Origin of the sequence: Pseudomonas sp. NFX71 (assembly GCF_048079215.1) — a bacterium.
Taxonomy (GTDB): Bacteria; Pseudomonadota; Gammaproteobacteria; order Pseudomonadales; family Pseudomonadaceae; genus Aquipseudomonas; species Aquipseudomonas fluorescens_B.
On sequence record NZ_CP182230.1, the window covers coordinates 1,725,277 to 1,743,987 of the forward strand.

Genomic DNA, 18,711 nt, shown 5'->3' on the forward strand with positions numbered 1-18,711 from the left:
TTGGGTAGCCAGAGCTTTCATGATGCGTGGACGGCGAAAAGCATTACAGATTCAACTTGTCAGTATTAACTCCATACAGATTTCGCGTTTTAGCCTCTGAATCATGATTTTTTACCTGATCTGTACTGGTTAAGCGAATCACCCACACCGAGACTGCGCCATGACCCTTTACGTCAACCTCGCCGAATTGCTCGGCACGCGTATCGAACAGGGCTTCTATCGCCCCGGTGATCGGCTGCCGTCGGTGCGGGCGCTGAGCGTCGAGCATGGCGTCAGCCTGAGCACGGTGCAGCAAGCCTATCGGGTGCTGGAAGACAACGGCCTGGCGATGCCGAAACCCAAATCTGGCTACTTCGTTCCGGTCAGTCGTGAACTGCCGGAGTTGCCGGCGATCGGTCGCCCCGCCCAGCGCCCGGTGGATATTTCGCAATGGGATCAAGTGCTGGAACTGATCCGTGCAGTACCGCGCAAGGATGTAGTGCAACTGGGCCGCGGTATGCCAGACATCACCACCCCGACCATGAAACCGTTGCTGCGCAACCTCGCCCGCATCAGTCGGCGGCAGGACATGCCCGGTCTGTATTACGACAACATTCACGGCACCCTCGAACTGCGCGAACAGATCGCCCGCCTGATGCTGGATTCCGGATGCCAACTGACCGCCAACGACCTGGTGATCACCACTGGCTGTCACGAAGCGCTGTCCACCAGCATTCGCTCTATCTGTGAGCCAGGTGACATCGTCGCGGTGGACTCACCCAGCTTTCACGGCGCGATGCAGACGCTCAAGGGCCTGAATATGAAGGCCCTGGAAATCCCCACCGACCCGCTGACCGGGATCAGCCTCGATGCGTTGGAACTGGCTCTGGAACAATGGCCGATCAAGGCCATACAGTTGACGCCCAACTGCAACAACCCGCTGGGCTACATCATGCCGGAATCGCGCAAACGTGCGTTGTTGACGCTCGCACAGCGTTTCGACGTGGCGATTATCGAGGACGATGTGTATGGCGAACTGGCCTACAACTACCCGCGTCCCCGCACGATCAAATCCTTCGACGAAGACGGCCGGGTCCTGCTCTGTAGTTCATTTTCCAAAACGCTGGCGCCGGGTTTGCGCATCGGCTGGGTTGCACCGGGCCGGTATCTGGAGCGGGTGCTGCACATGAAATACATCAGCACCGGCTCTACGGCGCCGCAGCCGCAGATTGCCATCGCCGAATTCCTCAAAGCCGGTCACTTCGAACCGCATTTGCGGCGGATGCGCACGCAATACCAGCGCAATCGCGACATGATGATCGATTGGGTCAGCCGCTATTTCCCCGCCGGCACCCGCGCCAGTCGCCCGCAAGGCAGTTTCATGCTCTGGGTCGAACTGCCTGATGGTTTCGACACCCTGAAACTCAATCGCGCCTTACACGACCAGGGCGTACAGATTGCCGTCGGGAGCATCTTTTCGCCCTCGGGCAAGTACCGCAATTGCCTGCGGATGAACTACGCTGCCAAGCCAACACCACAGATCGAAGACGCGGTGCGCAAGGTCGGCGCTGCGGCGATCAAACTGCTGGCGGAAAATGACAGCTTCACGGACTGACTTTTTACCGGAATCCAGCGTCCATATGCGGACACCTGCCGCCAATCGGAACGATCCTACGTGAGAGTCAGACAGCCCCTGCTCGCTCTTCTGCTACTGGCCTCGCTCCTGGGCGGTTGCGCCAGCTTCGACGTTCAACGCGAGCCCAGTCAGGCGCTGCCCGCCAGTGATTCGGCATTCGGTCGATCGATCCAGGCCCAGGCCGCGCCCCATGAGGGGAAGTCCGGTTTTCGCCTGCTGTCCAATAGCGGCGAAGCCTTCATGGCCCGTGCCGAGTTGATCCGCAACGCCCAAAGCAGCCTCGATTTGCAGTACTACATCGTCCACGACGGCATCAGCACCCGCATGCTGGCAGAGGAATTGCTCAAGGCGGCCGACCGTGGCGTGCGCGTGAGAATCCTGCTCGACGACACCACCAGCGACGGCCTCGACTGGATCATTGCGACCCTGGCGGCGCACCCGCAGATCCAGATCCGCCTGTTCAACCCGTTGCATCTGGGCCGGGCCACAGGCGTGACGCGAACCATGGGCCGGCTGTTCAACCTGTCGCTGCAACACCGGCGCATGCACAACAAGCTGTGGCTGGCGGACAACAGCGCGGCCATCGTCGGTGGCCGTAACCTGGGGGACGAATATTTCGATGCCGAGCCCAACCTGAACTTCACCGACATCGACATGCTCGGCGTCGGGCCAGTTGCCGAGCAGCTTGGCCATAGTTTCGACCAGTACTGGAACAGTGCGCTGAGCAAGCCGATCGATGAATTCCTGTCGAGCAAACCGACGCAAAAGGACCTGCAAAATACCCGCACCCGCCTGGAAGAGTCGCTGGAAGAGACGCGCAAGCAGAATCACGCGCTGTATCAGCAGCTGATGACCTACACCACAAACCCGCGCATGGACATCTGGCGCCGGGAGTTGATCTGGGCCTGGAACCAGGCGTTGTGGGACGCACCGAGCAAGGTCCTGTCAGACGGCGAGCCTGACCCGCACTTGCTGCTCACCACGCAGTTGGCGCCCGAGCTCACCGGCGTCAGCAAAGAGCTGATCATGATCTCGGCATACTTCGTACCGGGGCAACCGGGGCTGGTTTACCTCACTGGCCGCGCCGATGCCGGGGTCTCCGTCAGCCTGCTGACCAACTCGCTGGAAGCCACCGACGTCCCGGCGGTGCACGGCGGGTACGCGCCCTATCGCCGGGCGCTGCTGGAACATGGCGTGAAGTTGTACGAATTGCGCCGCCAGCCCGGCGAAGGCGGCGGCAGCGGGCCGCATATTTTCTACAGCAAGTCCTACCGTGGTTCCGATTCGAGCCTGCACAGCAAGGCGATGATCTTCGATCAGCAGAAATCCTTCATCGGCTCGTTCAACTTCGACCCGCGCTCAGTGTTGTGGAACACAGAAGTCGGCGTGCTGGTGGACAGCCCCGAACTCGCCGCGCATGTGCGCACAGCGGCGATGGAGGGTATGGCGCCGCCCCTCAGTTATCAGGTGAAGCTGGAAAACGACCGGATCGTCTGGGTGACCGAGGACGACGGAAAAATGCATACGCTGACCAAGGAGCCGGGCAGCTGGTGGCGCCATTTCAATGCGTGGATGAGTACCGCGGTCGGCCTGGAACGGATGCTCTGACAGACGACACACCCCCCGCGGGACAGTCCGTGGCGTCAGGCAGGCTCGGCGACCGTACCGAATGCACCTTCGCGCATCAGCAAAATCACCAGCCCGAACGCACCAGCCGCCATCAAAAGAGGCAACGCGTGCCCGCTGATCCACTGACTGCCAGCCCCGGCAGCCAACGGTCCGACCAGACAACCAATGCCCCATAGCTGCGCGATATGCGCATTGGCGCGCACCAGCGCGTCGTCGCGATAACGCTCGCCGATCAGGATCAGTGACAAGGTGAACAAGCCCCCGGCACTGGCGCCGAACAGTACCCACAACGGCCAGATCAGCAACGTGTCGATCAGCAACGGGATTGCCAGACTCGACAGCATCAGCACCACAGCACAACCGGTGAACAACGTGCGTCGCGACAGGCGATCCGCCAACGCACCAATCGGCAATTGCAGCAAGGCATCACCGACCACCACGGTGCTGACCATCGCCAAGGCTATCTCAGTAGTGAACCCCTGACGCAGGCAATAGACCGGCAACAAGGTCAGGATCATCGCCTCGAACGCCGCGAACAGCGCCACACCCCAGGCAATCGCCGGCAGTCCTCGGCAGAAGCGCCACAAGTCGCTGAAGGTCACGCTGCAGGCTTCACTGGTGGGTGCGCCGCTGCGACCCAGCAACAGGAACGGCGCCACCGTGAGCAAACCGACGCCGACCCAGAAGCCATAATCGTGTTCGGTGCCCAGAACGCCCAACAGCAACGGCCCGGCCAACTGACTCAGCGCATAGCTGCTGCCGTACAGTGCCACCAGTCGGCCACGCCACTGCTCGACCACCAGCTGATTGATCCAGCTTTCGCCAAGAATGAAGACCAGCGTGAGGATCACACCAATCATCAATCGCAGCACCAGCCACACCGGATAGCTCGGCAACAGCGCCAGCAACCCGATGGATACCGCCCCGGCCCACAAGCACAGGCGCATCAGATTGGCCGTGCCGAGACGCGCCGCCAGATGACTGGAGATTTTCGCCCCCAGCAACACACCAATCGCCGGCATCGCGGCCATTACGCCGATGGCAAACGAACCGTAGCCCCAGCCTTCCAGGCGAAACGATACCAGCGGCATGCTGACGCCCAAGGCCAGGCCGACACTCAAGACAGACGCCAACACGGCGAAATAAGTCGCCCAACGCATGTTCCACGCTCCTGTGGATATCTTTATGTACAACACAAAACACTGTGGGAGCGAGCCTGCTCGCGATGACGGAGCAACATTCAACATTTTCGTCGACTGTTACACCGCTATCGCGAGCAGGCTCGCTCCCACAAGGGATCTGCGTCGTTCGGGAGGACTGTTACTTATAGGCCTCCCTTAACGGCTTACAACTTGATCCAGGTCGCCTTCAGCTCGGTGTACTTGTCGAACGCGTGCAGCGATTTGTCGCGACCGTTGCCCGACTGCTTGAAGCCACCGAACGGTGCGGTCATGTCGCCGCCGTCGTACTGGTTGACCCACACGCTACCGGCACGCAGCGCACGGGCAGTCAGGTGAGCCTTCGAGATGTCCTTGGTCCACACCGCGGCGGCCAAGCCGTAAGGCGTGTCGTTGGCAATCGCGACGGCTTCTTCGGCAGTGTCGAAAGCAATGACCGACAGGACCGGGCCAAAGATTTCTTCCTGAGCGATTTTCATCGCGTTGCTGACGCCGTCGAAAATCGTCGGCTCAACGTAAGTGCCACCGGTTTCCTGCAGCGTGCGCTTGCCGCCAGCGACCAGTTTGGCGCCATCGGCGTGGCCGGATTCGATGTAGGACAGCACGGTATTCATCTGCTGCGTATCCACCAGCGCGCCGACGTTGGTCGCCGGGTCCAGCGGGTTGCCTGGCTTCCAGGTTTTCAGGGCTTCGATCACCAGCGGCAGGAATTTGTCCTTGATCGAGCGCTCGACCAGCAGACGCGAACCGGCGGTGCAGACCTCGCCCTGGTTGAAGGCGATGGCGCCGGCGGCGGCTTCTGCGGCAGCTTGCAGGTCCGGAGCATCGGCGAACACGATGTTCGGGCTCTTGCCACCGGCTTCAAGCCAGACGCGCTTCATGTTCGATTCGCCGGAGTAGATCAGCAGTTGCTTGGCGATCTTGGTCGAACCGGTGAACACCAGGGTGTCGACATCGTTGTGCAGGGCCAGAGCCTTGCCGACGGTGTGACCATAACCCGGCAGCACGTTCAGCACGCCTTTCGGGATGCCGGCCTCAACGGCCAGCGCAGCGATGCGGATGGCGGTCAACGGCGATTTTTCCGACGGCTTGAGAATCACCGAGTTACCGGTGGACAGCGCCGGGCCGAGTTTCCAGCAGGCCATCATCAACGGGAAGTTCCACGGCACGATGGCGCCGACAACGCCCACCGGCTCGCGGGTCACCAGACCCAGTTGATCGTGCGGGGTCGCGGCGACTTCGTCGTAGATCTTGTCGATGGCTTCGCCGCTCCAGCTCAGGGCTTGCGCCGCACCGGGAACGTCGATGTACAGGGAATCGCTGATCGGTTTGCCCATGTCCAGAGTTTCAAGCAGGGCGAGTTCTTCGGCGTGCTGTTTCAGCAGGCCGGCGAAACGGATCATGGTGGCTTTGCGTTTGGTCGGCGCCAGGCGCGACCAGACGCCGGAATTGAACGTGGCACGAGCGTTTTCAACAGCGCGCTGGGCATCGGCGGCGTCACAGCTGGCGACTTTGCCCAGCAGACGGCCATCGACCGGGCTGATGCACTCGAAGGTCTCGCTGGAGACGGCATCGGTGTATTCGCCATTGATGTAGGCGCGGCCTTCGATCTTCAGATCGCGAGCCCGTTGTTCCCAATCGGCACGAGTCAGGGTGGTCATTCGAGTGTCCTCCTCTTATTGAATACGAGCGCCCCGCGTTCTTCGCGGACGTCCCCAGGAATTCTGCCCGGCCAGCCTGCAATTCGGCCCAAGGCAACCGCCACCCTAAACCAGTGACCGGGGTTGTTTCAATATATTTGACATAAGGTCGTTAAACGGCCTTGCGGTGTTCATTTTAATAAACATAGACTTTGGGCTTTCCAGCACCTTTCCAGCCACTCGCGCCGCAATCACGGGGGATAACAACAATGAGCATCCAGAACATCGTCGACTTCAGCCAGGCCGCTACCGAGCCCGAGCGCTACAGACCGGACCAGGCGAAAATCTTGAAGGGCGACCCTGAGCAGGTGGTTTACAACCACTACAACAGCCCGTGTGGCCAGTTGAATGCGGGCGTATGGGAAGGCGCGGTTGGCCAGTGGCACGTGAACTTCACCGAGCATGAATACTGCGAAATCGTTCAGGGTGTTTCGGTGCTGCGCGACAACGATGGCAACAGCAAGACCGTGCGTGCGGGTGATCGCTTCGTGATCCCGGCCGGGTTCCGCGGCACCTGGGAAGTGCTGGAGCCGTGCCGCAAGATTTATGTGGCGTTTGAACAGAAGGCCTGAGGATGTGTGTTGTCTGAGCTGGGCAACAACAAATTCAGGCAACAAAAAAGGCCCGTATCTCGCGATACGGGCCTTTTTCGTAAGAGGGAAAAATCAATTACTTGATTTTGCCTTCTTTGTAGATCACGTGCTTGCGAACAACCGGATCAAATTTCTTGATCTCGATTTTGTCCGGAGTAGTGCGCTTGTTCTTGTCGGTAGTGTAGAAGTGACCAGTACCGGCGCTCGAGATCAAACGAATCAATTCACGCATGATTATCTCCCTTAGATCTTGCCAGCTTTGCGGATTTCGGCCAGCACGACAGTGATGCCACGCTTGTCGATGATACGCATGCCTTTGGCAGATACGCGCAGACGCACGAAACGTTTCTCTTCTTCAACCCAGAAGCGGTGATGCTGCAGGTTCGGCAGGAAACGACGACGGGTTTTGTTGTTTGCGTGGGAAATGTTATTCCCAGTCACCGGACCCTTACCGGTAACTTGACATACTCTCGACATGCCTCAGCCCTCTAAAACCACATGCCCAACCCGGCATGGGTTGGCCGCTTAATCTCTCAGTCATTTGGCGCCAGGCGCCGCGTTTCTTTAGAGGTCTTACCGGCTACACCTACAGTGAAGGAACCGGGCCCCTAGAAAAGAGCGCTGCTTTATACCAGAAAGACTGGGGTGCAACAACATTCCGTGTGCACGGACTTGATAAAAACCCCGTTTTTCTGGCTCCGAGCGCCTTGGATAAAGGCTGTCGTCGATAAAGACCGCTCGTCGCAGAGAATCGGCAAACTGGCCTGTTCAGGGTTTTCCTCGGCCGGCATTCACCGAAAACGATCGCATATAGTCCTCTTAAAATGAAAAAGGGGATAGTCATTTGCAAAAGAGCCCACTAGGGTAAGACGTTTCCAGACTGCACTTGCAGATGGGCCTTCGATCTGTAAAGGAATCCGACCATGCGCCTCGCTGCCCTACCGCTGTTGCTCGCCCCGCTTCTACTGAGCCCGCTGGCCCATGCTGCCGCCCTGAGCGTCTGCACCGAGGCCAGCCCGGAAGGGTTCGACGTGGTGCAATACAACTCGCTGACCACCACCAACGCTTCGGCCGACGTGTTGATGAACCGTCTGGTGGACTTCGACACGGCCAGCGGCAAAGTGGTCGCCGGCCTCGCGGACAGCTGGGAAGTCACCCCCGACGGCCTGACCTACGTGTTCAAGCTGCATCCGCAGGTGAAATTCCACCGCACCGAATACTTCAGCCCTACGCGCGACCTGACCGCCGAAGACGTGAAATTCAGCTTCGACCGCATGCTCGACCCGGCCAACCCTTGGCACAAAGTGGCACAGAGCGGCTTCCCGCACGCGCAATCGATGCAGCTACCGGCGCTGATCAAGAAGATCGACGCGCTCGACCCGCTGACTGTGCGCTTCACCCTCGACCATCCGGATTCAACCTTTCTGCCGACCCTGAGCATGGGCTTCGCTTCGATCTACTCCGCCGAATATGCCGATAAACTGCTGAAAGCCGGTACGCCGGAGAAACTCAACAGCCAGCCGATCGGCAGCGGCCCCTTCGTGTTCACGCGGTTCCAGAAAGATGCCTCGATTCGCTATAAGGCCAACCCGGACTACTTCCGTGGCAAGCCTGCGGTGGACCCGCTGATTTTTGCCATCACCCCGGACGCCAACGTCCGACTGCAGAAGCTGCGCCGCAACGAGTGCCAGATCGCCCTGTCGCCCAAGCCACTGGACGTACAAGCCGCGCTGAAAGAACCGACGCTGAAAGTGGAAAAGACCGACGCGTTCATGACGGCGTTCGTCGCCATCAACAGCCAGCATCCACCGCTGGACAAGCCTGAAGTACGGCAAGCCATCAATCTCGCGTTCGACAAGGCCAGCTATGTCAAAGCCGTGTTCGAAGACACCGCCGAAGCCGCCAACGGCCCGTACCCGCCCAACACATGGAGTTATGCCAAAGGCTTGCCGGGCTACGCGTACGACGTGGAAAAAGCCAAGGCATTGATGGCCAAAGCCGGGCTCAAGGACGGTTTCCAGACCACCATCTGGACGCGCCCATCCGGCAGCCTGCTCAACCCGAACCCAAGCCTCGGGGCGCAGATGCTGCAATCGGATCTCGCAGAGATCGGCATCCAGGCCGAAATTCGCGTGATCGAGTGGGGCGAAGTGATCCGCCGCGCCAAGGCAGGCGAACACGACCTGCTGTTCATGGGCTGGGCCGGCGACAACGGTGACCCGGACAACTTCCTCACGCCGCAGTTTTCCTGCGCGGCGGTCAAGTCCGGCACCAATTTCGCTCGCTACTGCAATCAGGATCTGGACAAGCTGATCAGTGCCGGCAAGACCACTTCCGAGCAAGGCGTGCGCACCAAGCTTTATGAACAGGCCCAGGCGCAGATCCAGCAGCAGGCGCTGTGGTTGCCGCTGGCCCACCCGACGGCCTTCGCGCTGATGCGCAAGGGAGTCGAGGGGTATTCGGTCAGCCCGTTTGGTCGCCAGGATTACTCCAGGGTCAACCTCAAGTAACGCTCGGAAACGCTGCGCAAATGCTTCTCTGTGGCGAGGGAGCTTGCTCCCGCCGGGCTGCGCAGCGGCCCTGAAGATCCTGTGAGCGCTGCGCACTCAAGCGGGAGCAAGCTCCTTCGCCACAGAGCCCGTCCCCAGCCCTACATCCACCCATACTCGGCCATTGAAAGCGGCTCGCCGTCACCAATGATGAAATGGTCCAGCACCCGCACATCAATCAATTCCAGCGCCTCTTGCAGGCGTTTGGTCAGCGTGCGGTCGGCCTGGCTGGGGTTGGTGTTTCCCGAGGGATGGTTGTGGCAGAGGATCAACGCGGCGGCGTTGTGCGCCAGGGCGCGCTTGACCACCTGCCGTGGATGAACGCTCGTGTTGTCGATCGAGCCGCGAAACAACGCTTCGAAGGTCAGCACCTGATGCTTCGAATCCAGAAACAGGCAGCCAAACACTTCGTGAGGCTCGTGCCGAAGCATCGACTTCAGGTAATCACGAACGGCCTGGGGATTTTCCAGCGCCGGCTTCTGACGCGCGCGCTCGGCCAAATGTCGCCGCCCCATTTCCAGAATCGCCTGCAACTGAGCGAATTTCGCCGGACCGAGCCCTAATTGCTTGCTGAATGTTGCTTGATCGGCTTCCAACAGCGAACGCAGGCTGCCAAATTGGCTCAACAAGTGTCGCGCCAGATCCACCGCACTTTTACCGGCCACCCCGGTGCGTAAAAAAATCGCCAGCAGCTCGGCATCCGAAAGGCTCGCCGAGCCCAACTCCAGTAATCTCTCCCGCGGCCGCTCCGCCGCCGGCCAATCCCGAATACTCATAACACCTCCCTGGTCTGTGGGCGCCGCTGTTCCGTAGCGGTCGCTGTGATATCGTAGCCCATCTTTTTTGCGGGCGATTTCACTCCTGGGGAGGGGGTACCGCCACGCAGTCATCAACGAAATGAAAGGCAGACCTATGCAGCGGCTGTATCGGAAACGCATCGTTCTGGGCGTCGGCGGCGGTATTGCCGCCTACAAGAGCGCTGACCTGGTTCGCCGCCTGATCGACCAGGGCGCCGAAGTGCGCGTGGTCATGACCCGTGGCGGCAGCGAGTTCATCACCCCGCTGACCATGCAGGCCCTGTCCGGCCACCCGGTTCATCTGGACCTGCTCGACCCGGCGGCCGAAGCCGCGATGGGCCATATCGAGCTCGCCAAGTGGGCCGACATGGTGCTGATCGCCCCCGCCACTGCGGACCTGATCGCCCGCCTGGCCCAGGGTATTGCCGACGATCTGCTGACCACACTGGTGCTGGCCACCGACGCCGTGGTCGCCGTAGCCCCGGCGATGAACCAGGCCATGTGGCGCGACCCGGCCACCCAGGCCAACCTGCAAACCCTCGAAAGCCGCGGCATCAAAGCCTTCGGCCCGGCCTCCGGTAGCCAGGCCTGTGGTGACGTCGGCCTGGGCCGCATGCTCGAAGCCGTCGAACTCGCGCAATGCGCGGCGGACTGCTTCCAGCGCCAGGCGCTGACCGGCAAACACGTGCTGATCACTGCCGGCCCGACCCAGGAAAACATCGACCCGGTACGCTACATCACCAACCACAGCTCCGGCAAAATGGGCTTTGCCCTGGCCGAAGCGGCGGTTGAAGCCGGCGCCCGCGTGACTCTGATCACCGGCCCGGTGCACCTGCCAACCCCGGATCGCGTCACGCGCATCGACGTGGTCAGTGCCCGCGACATGCTCGCCGCTTGCGAAGCCGCGATCCCTTGCGACCTGTTCATTGCCTCGGCAGCGGTCGCGGACTACCGCCCCGAAGTCGTTGCCCCACAGAAACTCAAGAAAGACCCTACGAACGGCGACGGCTTGCTACTACAAATGGTGCGTAACCCAGACATCCTGGCCACCATTGCCACCCGCCCCGACCGTCCGTTCAGTGTCGGTTTTGCCGCCGAAACCGAACACCTGCTCGACTACGCTGCGCGCAAGTTGAAAGACAAAAACCTCGATTTGATCGTCGCCAACGACGTAGCCAACCCGAGCATTGGCTTCAACAGCGAAGAAAACGCCTGCAGCGTGATCGACCGGGAGCTACACGCCACACTTTTCGCCCAGACCAGCAAGAGCAAGATTGCTCGCCAGCTGATCACTTTTATCGCCGAACGTCTGAACCAGGTTTAATTTACATGCACGCTTTGCAAGCCAAGATCCTCGACCCCCGCATCGGTACCGAATTTCCGCTGCCGCAGTACGCCACCCCAGGCTCCGCCGGCCTCGACCTGCGCGCCATGCTGGAAAAAGACACCGTGATCAAGCCGGGCGAAACCGTGCTGATTCCGACGGGCCTGTCCGTCTACATCGGCGATCCAGGTCTGGCCGCGCTGATTCTGCCGCGCTCCGGCCTGGGCCATAAGCACGGCATCGTGCTGGGCAATCTGGTCGGCTTGATCGACTCCGATTACCAGGGTCCACTGATGGTGTCGTGCTGGAACCGTGGGCAGACCGACTTCAACATGGTGGTGGGCGAGCGTTTGGCACAGTTGGTTTTGGTGCCAGTGGTTCAAGCGCATTTCGAGATGGTCGAAGAGTTCGTTGAAACCCAGCGCGGTACGGGCGGTTTCGGGCATTCCGGCAGCCATTGATCGGATAGACGGCGACCCTGTGGCGAGGGAGCTTGCTCCCGCTGGGTTGCGTAGCAACCCTTAAATACTGTGAGTGCTCCGCACTCAAGCGGGAGCAAGCTCCCTCGCCACAGGATGCTGAAATCGCACAGCCGTCATCTGCAAGGTTTACTACTGAAAACCAAGGCATTGACCGGCCAGATGCTGACTGAAACCGGTGTCATGGCCTTTTCGCACCACGAACTCTCTGTGGAAAACGTCGTCATACCCTTCAGTTCGAACCCGCCAAAGCGTTCTTCGCGTGCAGGTCCAGCCACTTTCGAGATGGAGCATTCCTACAGATGAACACCCCCGCCCAAGTCGCACCCAAGTTCCCTGACAGCATTTTCCGCGCCTACGACATTCGCGGCACCGTCCCGGAATTCCTGAACGCTGAGACCGCTTACTGGCTCGGTCGCGCCATCGGCGCCCAGAGCCTGGCCGAGGGCGAACCGAACGTTTCCGTTGGCCGTGACGGTCGCCTGTCCGGCCCGGAACTCGTCGAACAACTGATCAAAGGCCTGGCCGAGGCTGGTTGCCATGTCAGTGACGTGGGCCTGGTGCCAACGCCGGCGCTTTACTACGCCGCCAACGTACTGGCCGGCAAGTCGGGCGTGATGCTCACCGGTAGCCACAACCCGTCGAACTACAACGGTTTCAAGATCGTCATCGCTGGCGATACCTTGGCCAACGAACAAATCCAGGCCTTGCACGACCGCCTCAAGACCAACAACCTGAGCAGCGGCAAGGGCAGCATCACCCAAGTCGAAATCCTCGACCGCTACAACACTGAAATCGTCGGGGACATCAAACTGGCTCGCCGCCTGAAAGTCGTGGTCGACTGCGGTAACGGTGCGGCCGGTGTGATCGCTCCGCAACTGATCGAAGCGCTGAACTGCGAAGTCATCCCGCTGTTTTGCGACGTCGACGGCAACTTCCCGAATCATCACCCGGACCCGGGCAAGCCTGAAAACCTTGTCGACCTGATCGCCAAGGTCAAGGAAACCAACGCCGACATCGGCCTGGCCTTCGACGGCGACGGCGACCGCGTTGGCGTGGTGACCAACACCGGCAGCATCGTCTACCCGGACCGCCTGCTGATGCTGTTCGCCCGCGACGTGGTGGCGCGTAACCCGGACGCGGAAATCATCTTCGACGTCAAATGCACCCGCCGCCTGACGCCGCTGATCAAGGAATACGGCGGTCGTCCGCTCATGTGGAAGACCGGTCACTCGTTGATCAAAAAGAAAATGAAACAGACCGGCGCCCTGTTGGCCGGCGAAATGAGCGGGCACATTTTCTTCAAGGAGCGCTGGTTCGGTTTCGACGACGGCATTTACAGCGCCGCGCGACTGCTGGAGATCCTGAGCAAGGAAAAATCCACGGCGGAAGAGCTGTTTGCGACCTTCCCGAACGATATTTCTACGCCGGAAATCAATATCCATGTGACCGAAGAGAGCAAATTCAGCATCATTGATGCATTGCACGACGCGAAGTGGGGCGAAGGCGCCGACCTGACCACCATCGACGGCGTGCGAGTCGACTATGCCAAAGGCTGGGGCCTGGTGCGCGCGTCCAACACCACACCGGTGCTGGTGCTGCGCTTCGAGGCCGATGACGAGGCTGAATTGCAGCGCATCAAGGACGTATTCAAAGTCCAGTTGAAGCGTGTTGCACCTGATCTCCAACTACCGTTCTGATTCACCCGGAGCCCTGAATGACCCTCGAACGCGAAGCCGCCGCCAACACCGCCAAGGTCCTGTCCGAAGCGCTGCCTTACATTCGCCGCTATGTCGGCAAGACGCTGGTGATCAAATACGGCGGCAACGCGATGGAAAGCGAGGAGCTGAAAACCGGCTTCGCCCGCGACATCGTGCTGATGAAAGCCGTGGGCATCAACCCGGTGGTGGTTCACGGCGGTGGTCCGCAAATCGGCGACCTGCTCAAGCGTCTGTCGATCGAGAGCCACTTCATCGATGGCATGCGCGTGACGGATGCGCAAACCATGGACGTGGTGGAAATGGTCCTCGGTGGCCAGGTGAACAAGGACATCGTCAACCTGATCAACCGTCATGGCGGCAGCGCCATCGGCCTGACCGGTAAAGACGCCGAGCTGATTCGCGCGAAAAAACTCACCGTGACCCGCCAGACCCCAGAGATGACCCAACCGGAAATCATCGACATCGGCCAGGTGGGCGAAGTGGTCGGGATCAACACCGACTTGCTGAACCTGCTGGTAAAAGGCGACTTCATTCCGGTGATCGCGCCAATCGGCGTCGGTGCCAACGGCGAGTCGTACAACATCAACGCTGACCTCGTGGCCGGTAAAGTCGCCGAGGCGTTGAAGGCTGAAAAGCTGATGCTGCTGACCAACATCGCTGGCCTGATGGACAAGTCGGGCACGGTTCTGACCGGCCTGACGACTCAGCAGGTGGACGATCTGATCGCCGACGGCACCATCTACGGCGGCATGCTGCCGAAGATCCGTTGCGCGCTGGAAGCGGTTCAGGGCGGCGTGGGCAGTTCGTTGATCATCGATGGTCGGGTACCGAATGCGATTCTGCTGGAGATCTTCACCGATACGGGTGTGGGTACGTTGATCAGCAATCGCAAGCGTCACTGATTCAAAAACGTTAAAAGATCGCAGCTTTTGGCAGCGCCTTCGGATGTAAGAAAATTCCGTAGGCTCTGAAGAAATCTGCGATTTTTTTTATGGGCATAGGAAATGCCTGACCTGATTCAGCGAAACGCCTGACATCGCTCAGGAATCAATCTGCATAGGATCTTCCCTGTATCCACAGGAGGACTCCCTCATGAAAAAAGATTACGTTCCTTACGGCAGCGATGTTTCCCCAGGTACTTACGAGTGTGTCGACTGCGGCCACCAATATTCGAATCAGGCCAAAACTTCGATGCCGCCGTGTCCACAGTTTCGTAAAACCGTGCATTCGCGCTATGGCTGGAAAATTCTCACCGGCCAAGGCGACGCAGTGAAGGATCCCTATCCGGAGAAATCGGAAAAACCTGGAATCAAAAGCGCCGAGGTCATCAAACCCGCGAGCAAAAAATAACCTCGCGGACGCCCCCGATCCAGAAAAAAACCCCGATCAGCCTGACTGAGCGGGGTCTTTTTTCGCCTGCGATCCCTGAGGGAGCTGCCGTTATACGCCGAATTGGGCGCGGTAAGCTTCTACAGCTGGCAGGTGCTGCTTGAGCTGCGGATCGTCAGCCAGGAATTCCAGCACCTGATTCAGCGAAACAATGCTGATCACCGGAATGCCGAAGTCACGCTCCACTTCCTGGATTGCCGACAACTCACCGTTGCCACGCTCCTGACGGTTGAGGGCGATCAGCACGCCCGCCGCCTTGGCGCCGTCCTGGGAAGCGATGATCTGCATCACTTCGCGGATCGCGGTGCCAGCGGTGATCACGTCGTCGATGATCAGCACGTCACCGGTCAACGGTGCGCCAACCAGGCTGCCGCCTTCGCCGTGGGCCTTGGCCTCTTTACGGTTGAAGCACCATGGCAAATCACGGTTGTGATGTTCAGCCAGGGCCACCGCAGTGGTCGCCGCCAACGGAATGCCCTTGTACGCCGGGCCAAACAGTACATCGAACGAAATACCGCTCTCGACAATGGCTGCCGCGTAGAAACGACCCAGCTGCGCAAGGGCGGAACCGGTGTTGAACAGACCGGCATTGAAGAAGTAAGGACTGGTGCGCCCGGACTTCAGGGTGAACTCACCGAAGCGCAAAACGCCGCGATCGATGGCAAAACGAATGAAATCGCGCTGATACGCTTGCATGAAAAAAACCCCAAATACCACGGATTTAGCTAATTAGGTTGACGCCGTGTATCATACACGCACGCGATTTTTGGGGCCATTTATGCGGATCATCAGTGTGAACGTCAATGGTATTCAGGCTGCAGTGGAGCGAGGTTTGCTCAGTTGGCTGCAAGCACAGAATGCCGACGTCATCTGCCTGCAGGACACCCGCGCCTCCGCCTTTGAACTGGACGATCCAGCCTTCCAACTGGATGGCTACTTCCTTTATGCCTGCGAAGCCGAAGTTCCCGCCCAGGGTGGCGTGGCTTTGTATTCGCGGTTGCAACCGAAGGCAGTCATCAGCGGTCTCGGGTTCGAGACGGCCGACCGCTACGGGCGCTACCTGCAAGCCGATTTCGACAAGGTCAGCATCGCGACCTTACTGCTCCCTTCGGGGCAGAACGGCGATGAAGACTTGAACCAGAAGTTCAAGCTAATGGACGATTTCGCCCGTTATCTGGATAAACAGCGGCGCAAACGTCGCGAGTACATTTACTGTGGCTCGCTGTACGTGGCGCAACAGAAGCTGGATATCAAAAACTGGCGCGACAGCCAGCAATCCCCGGGCTTCCTGGCACCTGAGCGTGCCTGGATGGACGAGATTGTCGGCAACATGGGTTATGTCGATGCCCTGCGCGAAGTCAGCCGGGAAGGTGACCAGTACAGCTGGTGGCCGGATAATGAGCAGGCAGAAATGCTCAACCTGGGCTGGCGCTTCGATTACCAGATACTGACCCCGGGCCTGCGCCGCTTTGTACGCAGTGCGCGCCTGCCACGTCAGCCACGGTTCTCGCAGCATGCTCCGCTGATCGTTGACTACGACTGGACACTGACTATCTAGTTTTCGCTGACACGAAAACCTGCTGACCGGTGAACGAAAATGCCCGTATCGAAAGATACGGGCATTTTTCTTATGGGTTATCCCTTCACGCAGCAGCGAGGAATGGCAGCGCCAGATACAACTTGATCACGATCACATTAATGATGTCGATGAAGAAAGCACCCACCATTGGCACCACCAGAAACGCTATCTGCGAAGACCCATAACGCTGCGTCACCGCTTGCATGTTTGCGATGGCAGTTGGCGTTGCACCCAGTCCAAAACCGCAATGCCCTGCCGCCAGAACGGCGGCATCGTAGTTACTGCCCATCATTCTGAATGTCACGAAAATCGCAAACAGCGCCATGACCAACGCTTGCGCAGCGAGGATGATAAAGATCGGCAAAGCCAGTGCGGCCAGATCCCACAGCTTGAGCGACATCAGAGCGATCGCCAGAAACAGCGATAAGCTGACATTCCCCAACACGGAAACTTCACGCTCAAACACCTGATACAAGCCAAGCGCTGATAGCCCGTTCCGTAAAATCACCCCCACGAACAAGACGCAAACGAACGTCGGCAGCTCAAATGCAGTTCCTTGGAGCTGACCATTCAGGAGAGAACCCACCAGCAAACTGACCGCGATCAGAGCGAGCGTCTCGACAAACGAAAATGGCGTGATCGAGCGCTCTTTGTTCGGTTGCTCAAACCCCCTTGGCAGCCGTGGCTTTTCTTGCGTAAGACCGGGCACCTGGACACGCTTGATGAGCAGGCGAGCGACCGGACCACCAATCAAACCGCCCAACACCAGGCCGAACGTCGCAGAGGCCATCGCGAGCTCGGAGGCAGAAGCCAGACCGTACTTCTCACTGAACACCGTTCCCCACGCAGCGCCTGTACCGTGACCGCCCGCCAGGGTTATCGAGCCTGTCAGCAGGCCCATCAACGGATCGAGTCCCAACGTTTTTGCCAGCGCGAGGCCCATGGCATTCTGGACCACCAAAAGCGTGGTGACCGCCAGTACAAAGATTCCCACTACGCGCCCGCCTTTCTTCAGGCTGGCGAAGTCTGCACTCAAGCCGATGGTGGCAAAAAATGCCAGCATCAAGGGCGTTTGCAGTGAGGTGTCAAACCGGACGTCAATATCGAGCCCCCGCAAAGCCAGGAGAAGCAGAGCAACCACCAGGCCGCCTGCTACAGGCTCAGGGATATTGTAGTTACGTAAAAAACCGATTCGTGTGACCAGCCCGCGCCCCAGTAACAGTACTAAAGAGGCGGCCACAAGTGTTCCATAAAAATCGAGCTGAACCATTGGGATTATTCTTTGATATATATTCAGGGGCGAACTTTTTACCTGGACACGCCTCTTGAACAGGTTGATTTATCAACGCTGGTTAGTTTTGGATTCAAGGACCGTCAATGGTCAGAATATATCGAAATATTTCTTGATAAATATTACTTGGCGCAACTCTATCAACCGCCAAGTCAGATTGCCAAGCTCATACACGGCACTGAAGCTTTACAGTTGTGACTAAAAGTGTAAGGGAGATAGTTATACAAGTGTAAATCTGGGCAGAGGCTTAGCCAGTCGGGCACGCATCTTTTACATCGGGAGAAAGTTTCAACTTTAAAAAAAGAAAAGTCCTACACGGCAGGGTAATTAATTTCAAGTTTCGGTGCACTGCGTTTTGCCGCTGAATTTTAAATGTGAAAGCGGGCTTGCTCGCGAAAGTGGTGTATCACTCAACTTAAGTGTTGAATGATAAGCCGCTTTCGCGAGCAAGCCCGCTCCCACATGAATTACGTGCTACTGGCTACTTGATCAACCGCCAAGTGAACGGATACCGGTACGGCACGCCCTCATTGGCTTTCACGCCAGCAATGATCGTCAACACCAACGCACCAATCGCCACCAGCCCAAACAGGAAGAACCCGATGATCACCACCATCAGCAAGAAGCAGATGGCGGAGGCAATGGCGACGGTGATCTGGAAGTTCAGCGCCTCCTTGCCCTGCGCATCGACAAACGGGTCCATCTCGCGCTTCATCTGCCAGAGAATCAGCGGGCCGATCAACGTGCCGAACGGAATCCAGATTCCCAGCAAGGCGGACAGATGACAAAACATTGCCCACTGCCGAACCTCTTTGCTCGGGGTGGGAAGCAGCTCTTGCTCGTCACTCATTATGTCCTCCTTGTCTG

General features: G+C 58.9%; 17 protein-coding genes and 1 pseudogene. 10 read left to right on the forward strand and 8 right to left on the reverse strand.

From position 1 onward, the window contains the following. Positions 1 to 160: 160 nt before the first annotated feature. Positions 161 to 1,594, forward strand: coding sequence for a PLP-dependent aminotransferase family protein (locus ACM1ZW_RS08010; protein ID WP_017341472.1), 1,434 nt, complete (start codon positions 161 to 163; stop codon positions 1,592 to 1,594). 60 nt (positions 1,595 to 1,654) lie between these two features. After that, positions 1,655 to 3,223, forward strand: coding sequence for a phospholipase D family protein (locus tag ACM1ZW_RS08015; protein ID WP_017341473.1), 1,569 nt, complete (start codon positions 1,655 to 1,657; stop codon positions 3,221 to 3,223). Between the two features lie 35 nt (positions 3,224 to 3,258). Here the strand turns inward: ACM1ZW_RS08015 and ACM1ZW_RS08020 are convergent, their stop codons facing one another. Together ACM1ZW_RS08020 and ACM1ZW_RS08025 are read right to left on the reverse strand one after the other, a co-directional pair. After that, entirely contained in the window at positions 3,259 to 4,404 is a 1,146-nt protein-coding gene (locus tag ACM1ZW_RS08020; RefSeq protein ID WP_017341474.1) for an MFS transporter, read from the reverse strand. Positions 4,405 to 4,589: 185 nt separating this feature from the next. After that, positions 4,590 to 6,083, reverse strand: coding sequence for an aldehyde dehydrogenase (locus ACM1ZW_RS08025; protein ID WP_017341475.1), 1,494 nt, complete (start codon positions 6,081 to 6,083; stop codon positions 4,590 to 4,592). 248 nt (positions 6,084 to 6,331) lie between these two features. Between ACM1ZW_RS08025 and ACM1ZW_RS08030 the strand changes: the two genes are divergently transcribed. Then, a complete protein-coding gene (locus ACM1ZW_RS08030; protein ID WP_017341476.1) occupies positions 6,332 to 6,694 on the forward strand; it encodes a cupin domain-containing protein in 363 nt (120 codons plus the stop codon). A gap of 97 nt (positions 6,695 to 6,791) precedes the next feature. On the opposite strand, the gene rpmG is transcribed toward ACM1ZW_RS08030, so the two are convergent. Both rpmG and rpmB read right to left on the reverse strand, forming a co-directional pair. After that, positions 6,792 to 6,947 carry a 50S ribosomal protein L33 gene (rpmG, locus tag ACM1ZW_RS08035; protein WP_007894709.1) on the reverse strand — a complete coding sequence of 52 codons (156 nt, stop codon included), beginning with the start codon at positions 6,945 to 6,947 and terminating at the stop codon, positions 6,792 to 6,794. Between the two features lie 11 nt (positions 6,948 to 6,958). After that, positions 6,959 to 7,192: a 50S ribosomal protein L28 gene (gene rpmB, locus ACM1ZW_RS08040; RefSeq protein ID WP_007894701.1), complete on the reverse strand. Its 234-nt coding sequence runs from the start codon at positions 7,190 to 7,192 to the stop codon at positions 6,959 to 6,961. 446 nt (positions 7,193 to 7,638) lie between these two features. On the opposite strand from rpmB, the gene ACM1ZW_RS08045 reads away from it, so the two are divergent. After that, positions 7,639 to 9,225 (forward strand): ABC transporter substrate-binding protein, encoded by a 1,587-nt coding sequence (locus tag ACM1ZW_RS08045; RefSeq protein WP_017341477.1) that lies wholly within the window; start codon positions 7,639 to 7,641, stop codon positions 9,223 to 9,225. 140 nt (positions 9,226 to 9,365) lie between these two features. Here the strand turns inward: ACM1ZW_RS08045 and radC are convergent, their stop codons facing one another. After that, positions 9,366 to 10,040, reverse strand: coding sequence for a RadC family protein (gene radC / locus ACM1ZW_RS08050; RefSeq protein WP_017341478.1), 675 nt, complete (start codon positions 10,038 to 10,040; stop codon positions 9,366 to 9,368). 136 nt (positions 10,041 to 10,176) lie between these two features. Between radC and coaBC the strand changes: the two genes are divergently transcribed. The 5 genes and pseudogenes from coaBC to ACM1ZW_RS08075 all read left to right on the forward strand — a co-directional run bounded on the left by coaBC (position 10,177) and on the right by ACM1ZW_RS08075 (position 14,935). Next, on the forward strand, positions 10,177 to 11,385 hold the full coding sequence (gene coaBC / locus ACM1ZW_RS08055) for a bifunctional phosphopantothenoylcysteine decarboxylase/phosphopantothenate--cysteine ligase CoaBC (protein ID WP_017341479.1): 1,209 nt from the start codon (positions 10,177 to 10,179) through the stop codon (positions 11,383 to 11,385). Positions 11,386 to 11,390: 5 nt separating this feature from the next. Next, a complete protein-coding gene (gene dut / locus ACM1ZW_RS08060) occupies positions 11,391 to 11,846 on the forward strand; it encodes a dUTP diphosphatase (protein ID WP_017341480.1) in 456 nt (151 codons plus the stop codon). A 341-nt stretch (positions 11,847 to 12,187) separates the two neighbouring features. After that, positions 12,188 to 13,564 (forward strand): annotated as a pseudogene (locus ACM1ZW_RS08065) (phosphomannomutase/phosphoglucomutase); the annotation flags it as partial. Positions 13,565 to 13,581: 17 nt separating this feature from the next. Beyond that, entirely contained in the window at positions 13,582 to 14,487 is a 906-nt protein-coding gene (gene argB, locus ACM1ZW_RS08070; protein ID WP_008007602.1) for an acetylglutamate kinase, read from the forward strand. A 190-nt stretch (positions 14,488 to 14,677) separates the two neighbouring features. Beyond that, a complete protein-coding gene (locus tag ACM1ZW_RS08075; protein WP_017341483.1) occupies positions 14,678 to 14,935 on the forward strand; it encodes a hypothetical protein in 258 nt (85 codons plus the stop codon). Between the two features lie 90 nt (positions 14,936 to 15,025). Here ACM1ZW_RS08075 and pyrE read toward each other — a convergent pair whose 3' ends face one another. Continuing rightward, positions 15,026 to 15,670 carry an orotate phosphoribosyltransferase gene (pyrE, locus tag ACM1ZW_RS08080; RefSeq protein WP_017341484.1) on the reverse strand — a complete coding sequence of 215 codons (645 nt, stop codon included), beginning with the start codon at positions 15,668 to 15,670 and terminating at the stop codon, positions 15,026 to 15,028. 82 nt (positions 15,671 to 15,752) lie between these two features. Between pyrE and ACM1ZW_RS08085 the strand changes: the two genes are divergently transcribed. After that, positions 15,753 to 16,532 carry an exodeoxyribonuclease III gene (locus ACM1ZW_RS08085; protein ID WP_008030595.1) on the forward strand — a complete coding sequence of 260 codons (780 nt, stop codon included), beginning with the start codon at positions 15,753 to 15,755 and terminating at the stop codon, positions 16,530 to 16,532. 85 nt (positions 16,533 to 16,617) lie between these two features. On the opposite strand, the gene gltS is transcribed toward ACM1ZW_RS08085, so the two are convergent. Then, positions 16,618 to 17,823 carry a sodium/glutamate symporter gene (gene gltS, locus ACM1ZW_RS08090; RefSeq protein ID WP_017341485.1) on the reverse strand — a complete coding sequence of 402 codons (1,206 nt, stop codon included), beginning with the start codon at positions 17,821 to 17,823 and terminating at the stop codon, positions 16,618 to 16,620. 502 nt (positions 17,824 to 18,325) lie between these two features. After that, positions 18,326 to 18,694 (reverse strand): DUF4870 domain-containing protein, encoded by a 369-nt coding sequence (locus ACM1ZW_RS08095; RefSeq protein WP_017341486.1) that lies wholly within the window; start codon positions 18,692 to 18,694, stop codon positions 18,326 to 18,328. Positions 18,695 to 18,711 lie beyond the last annotated feature (17 nt).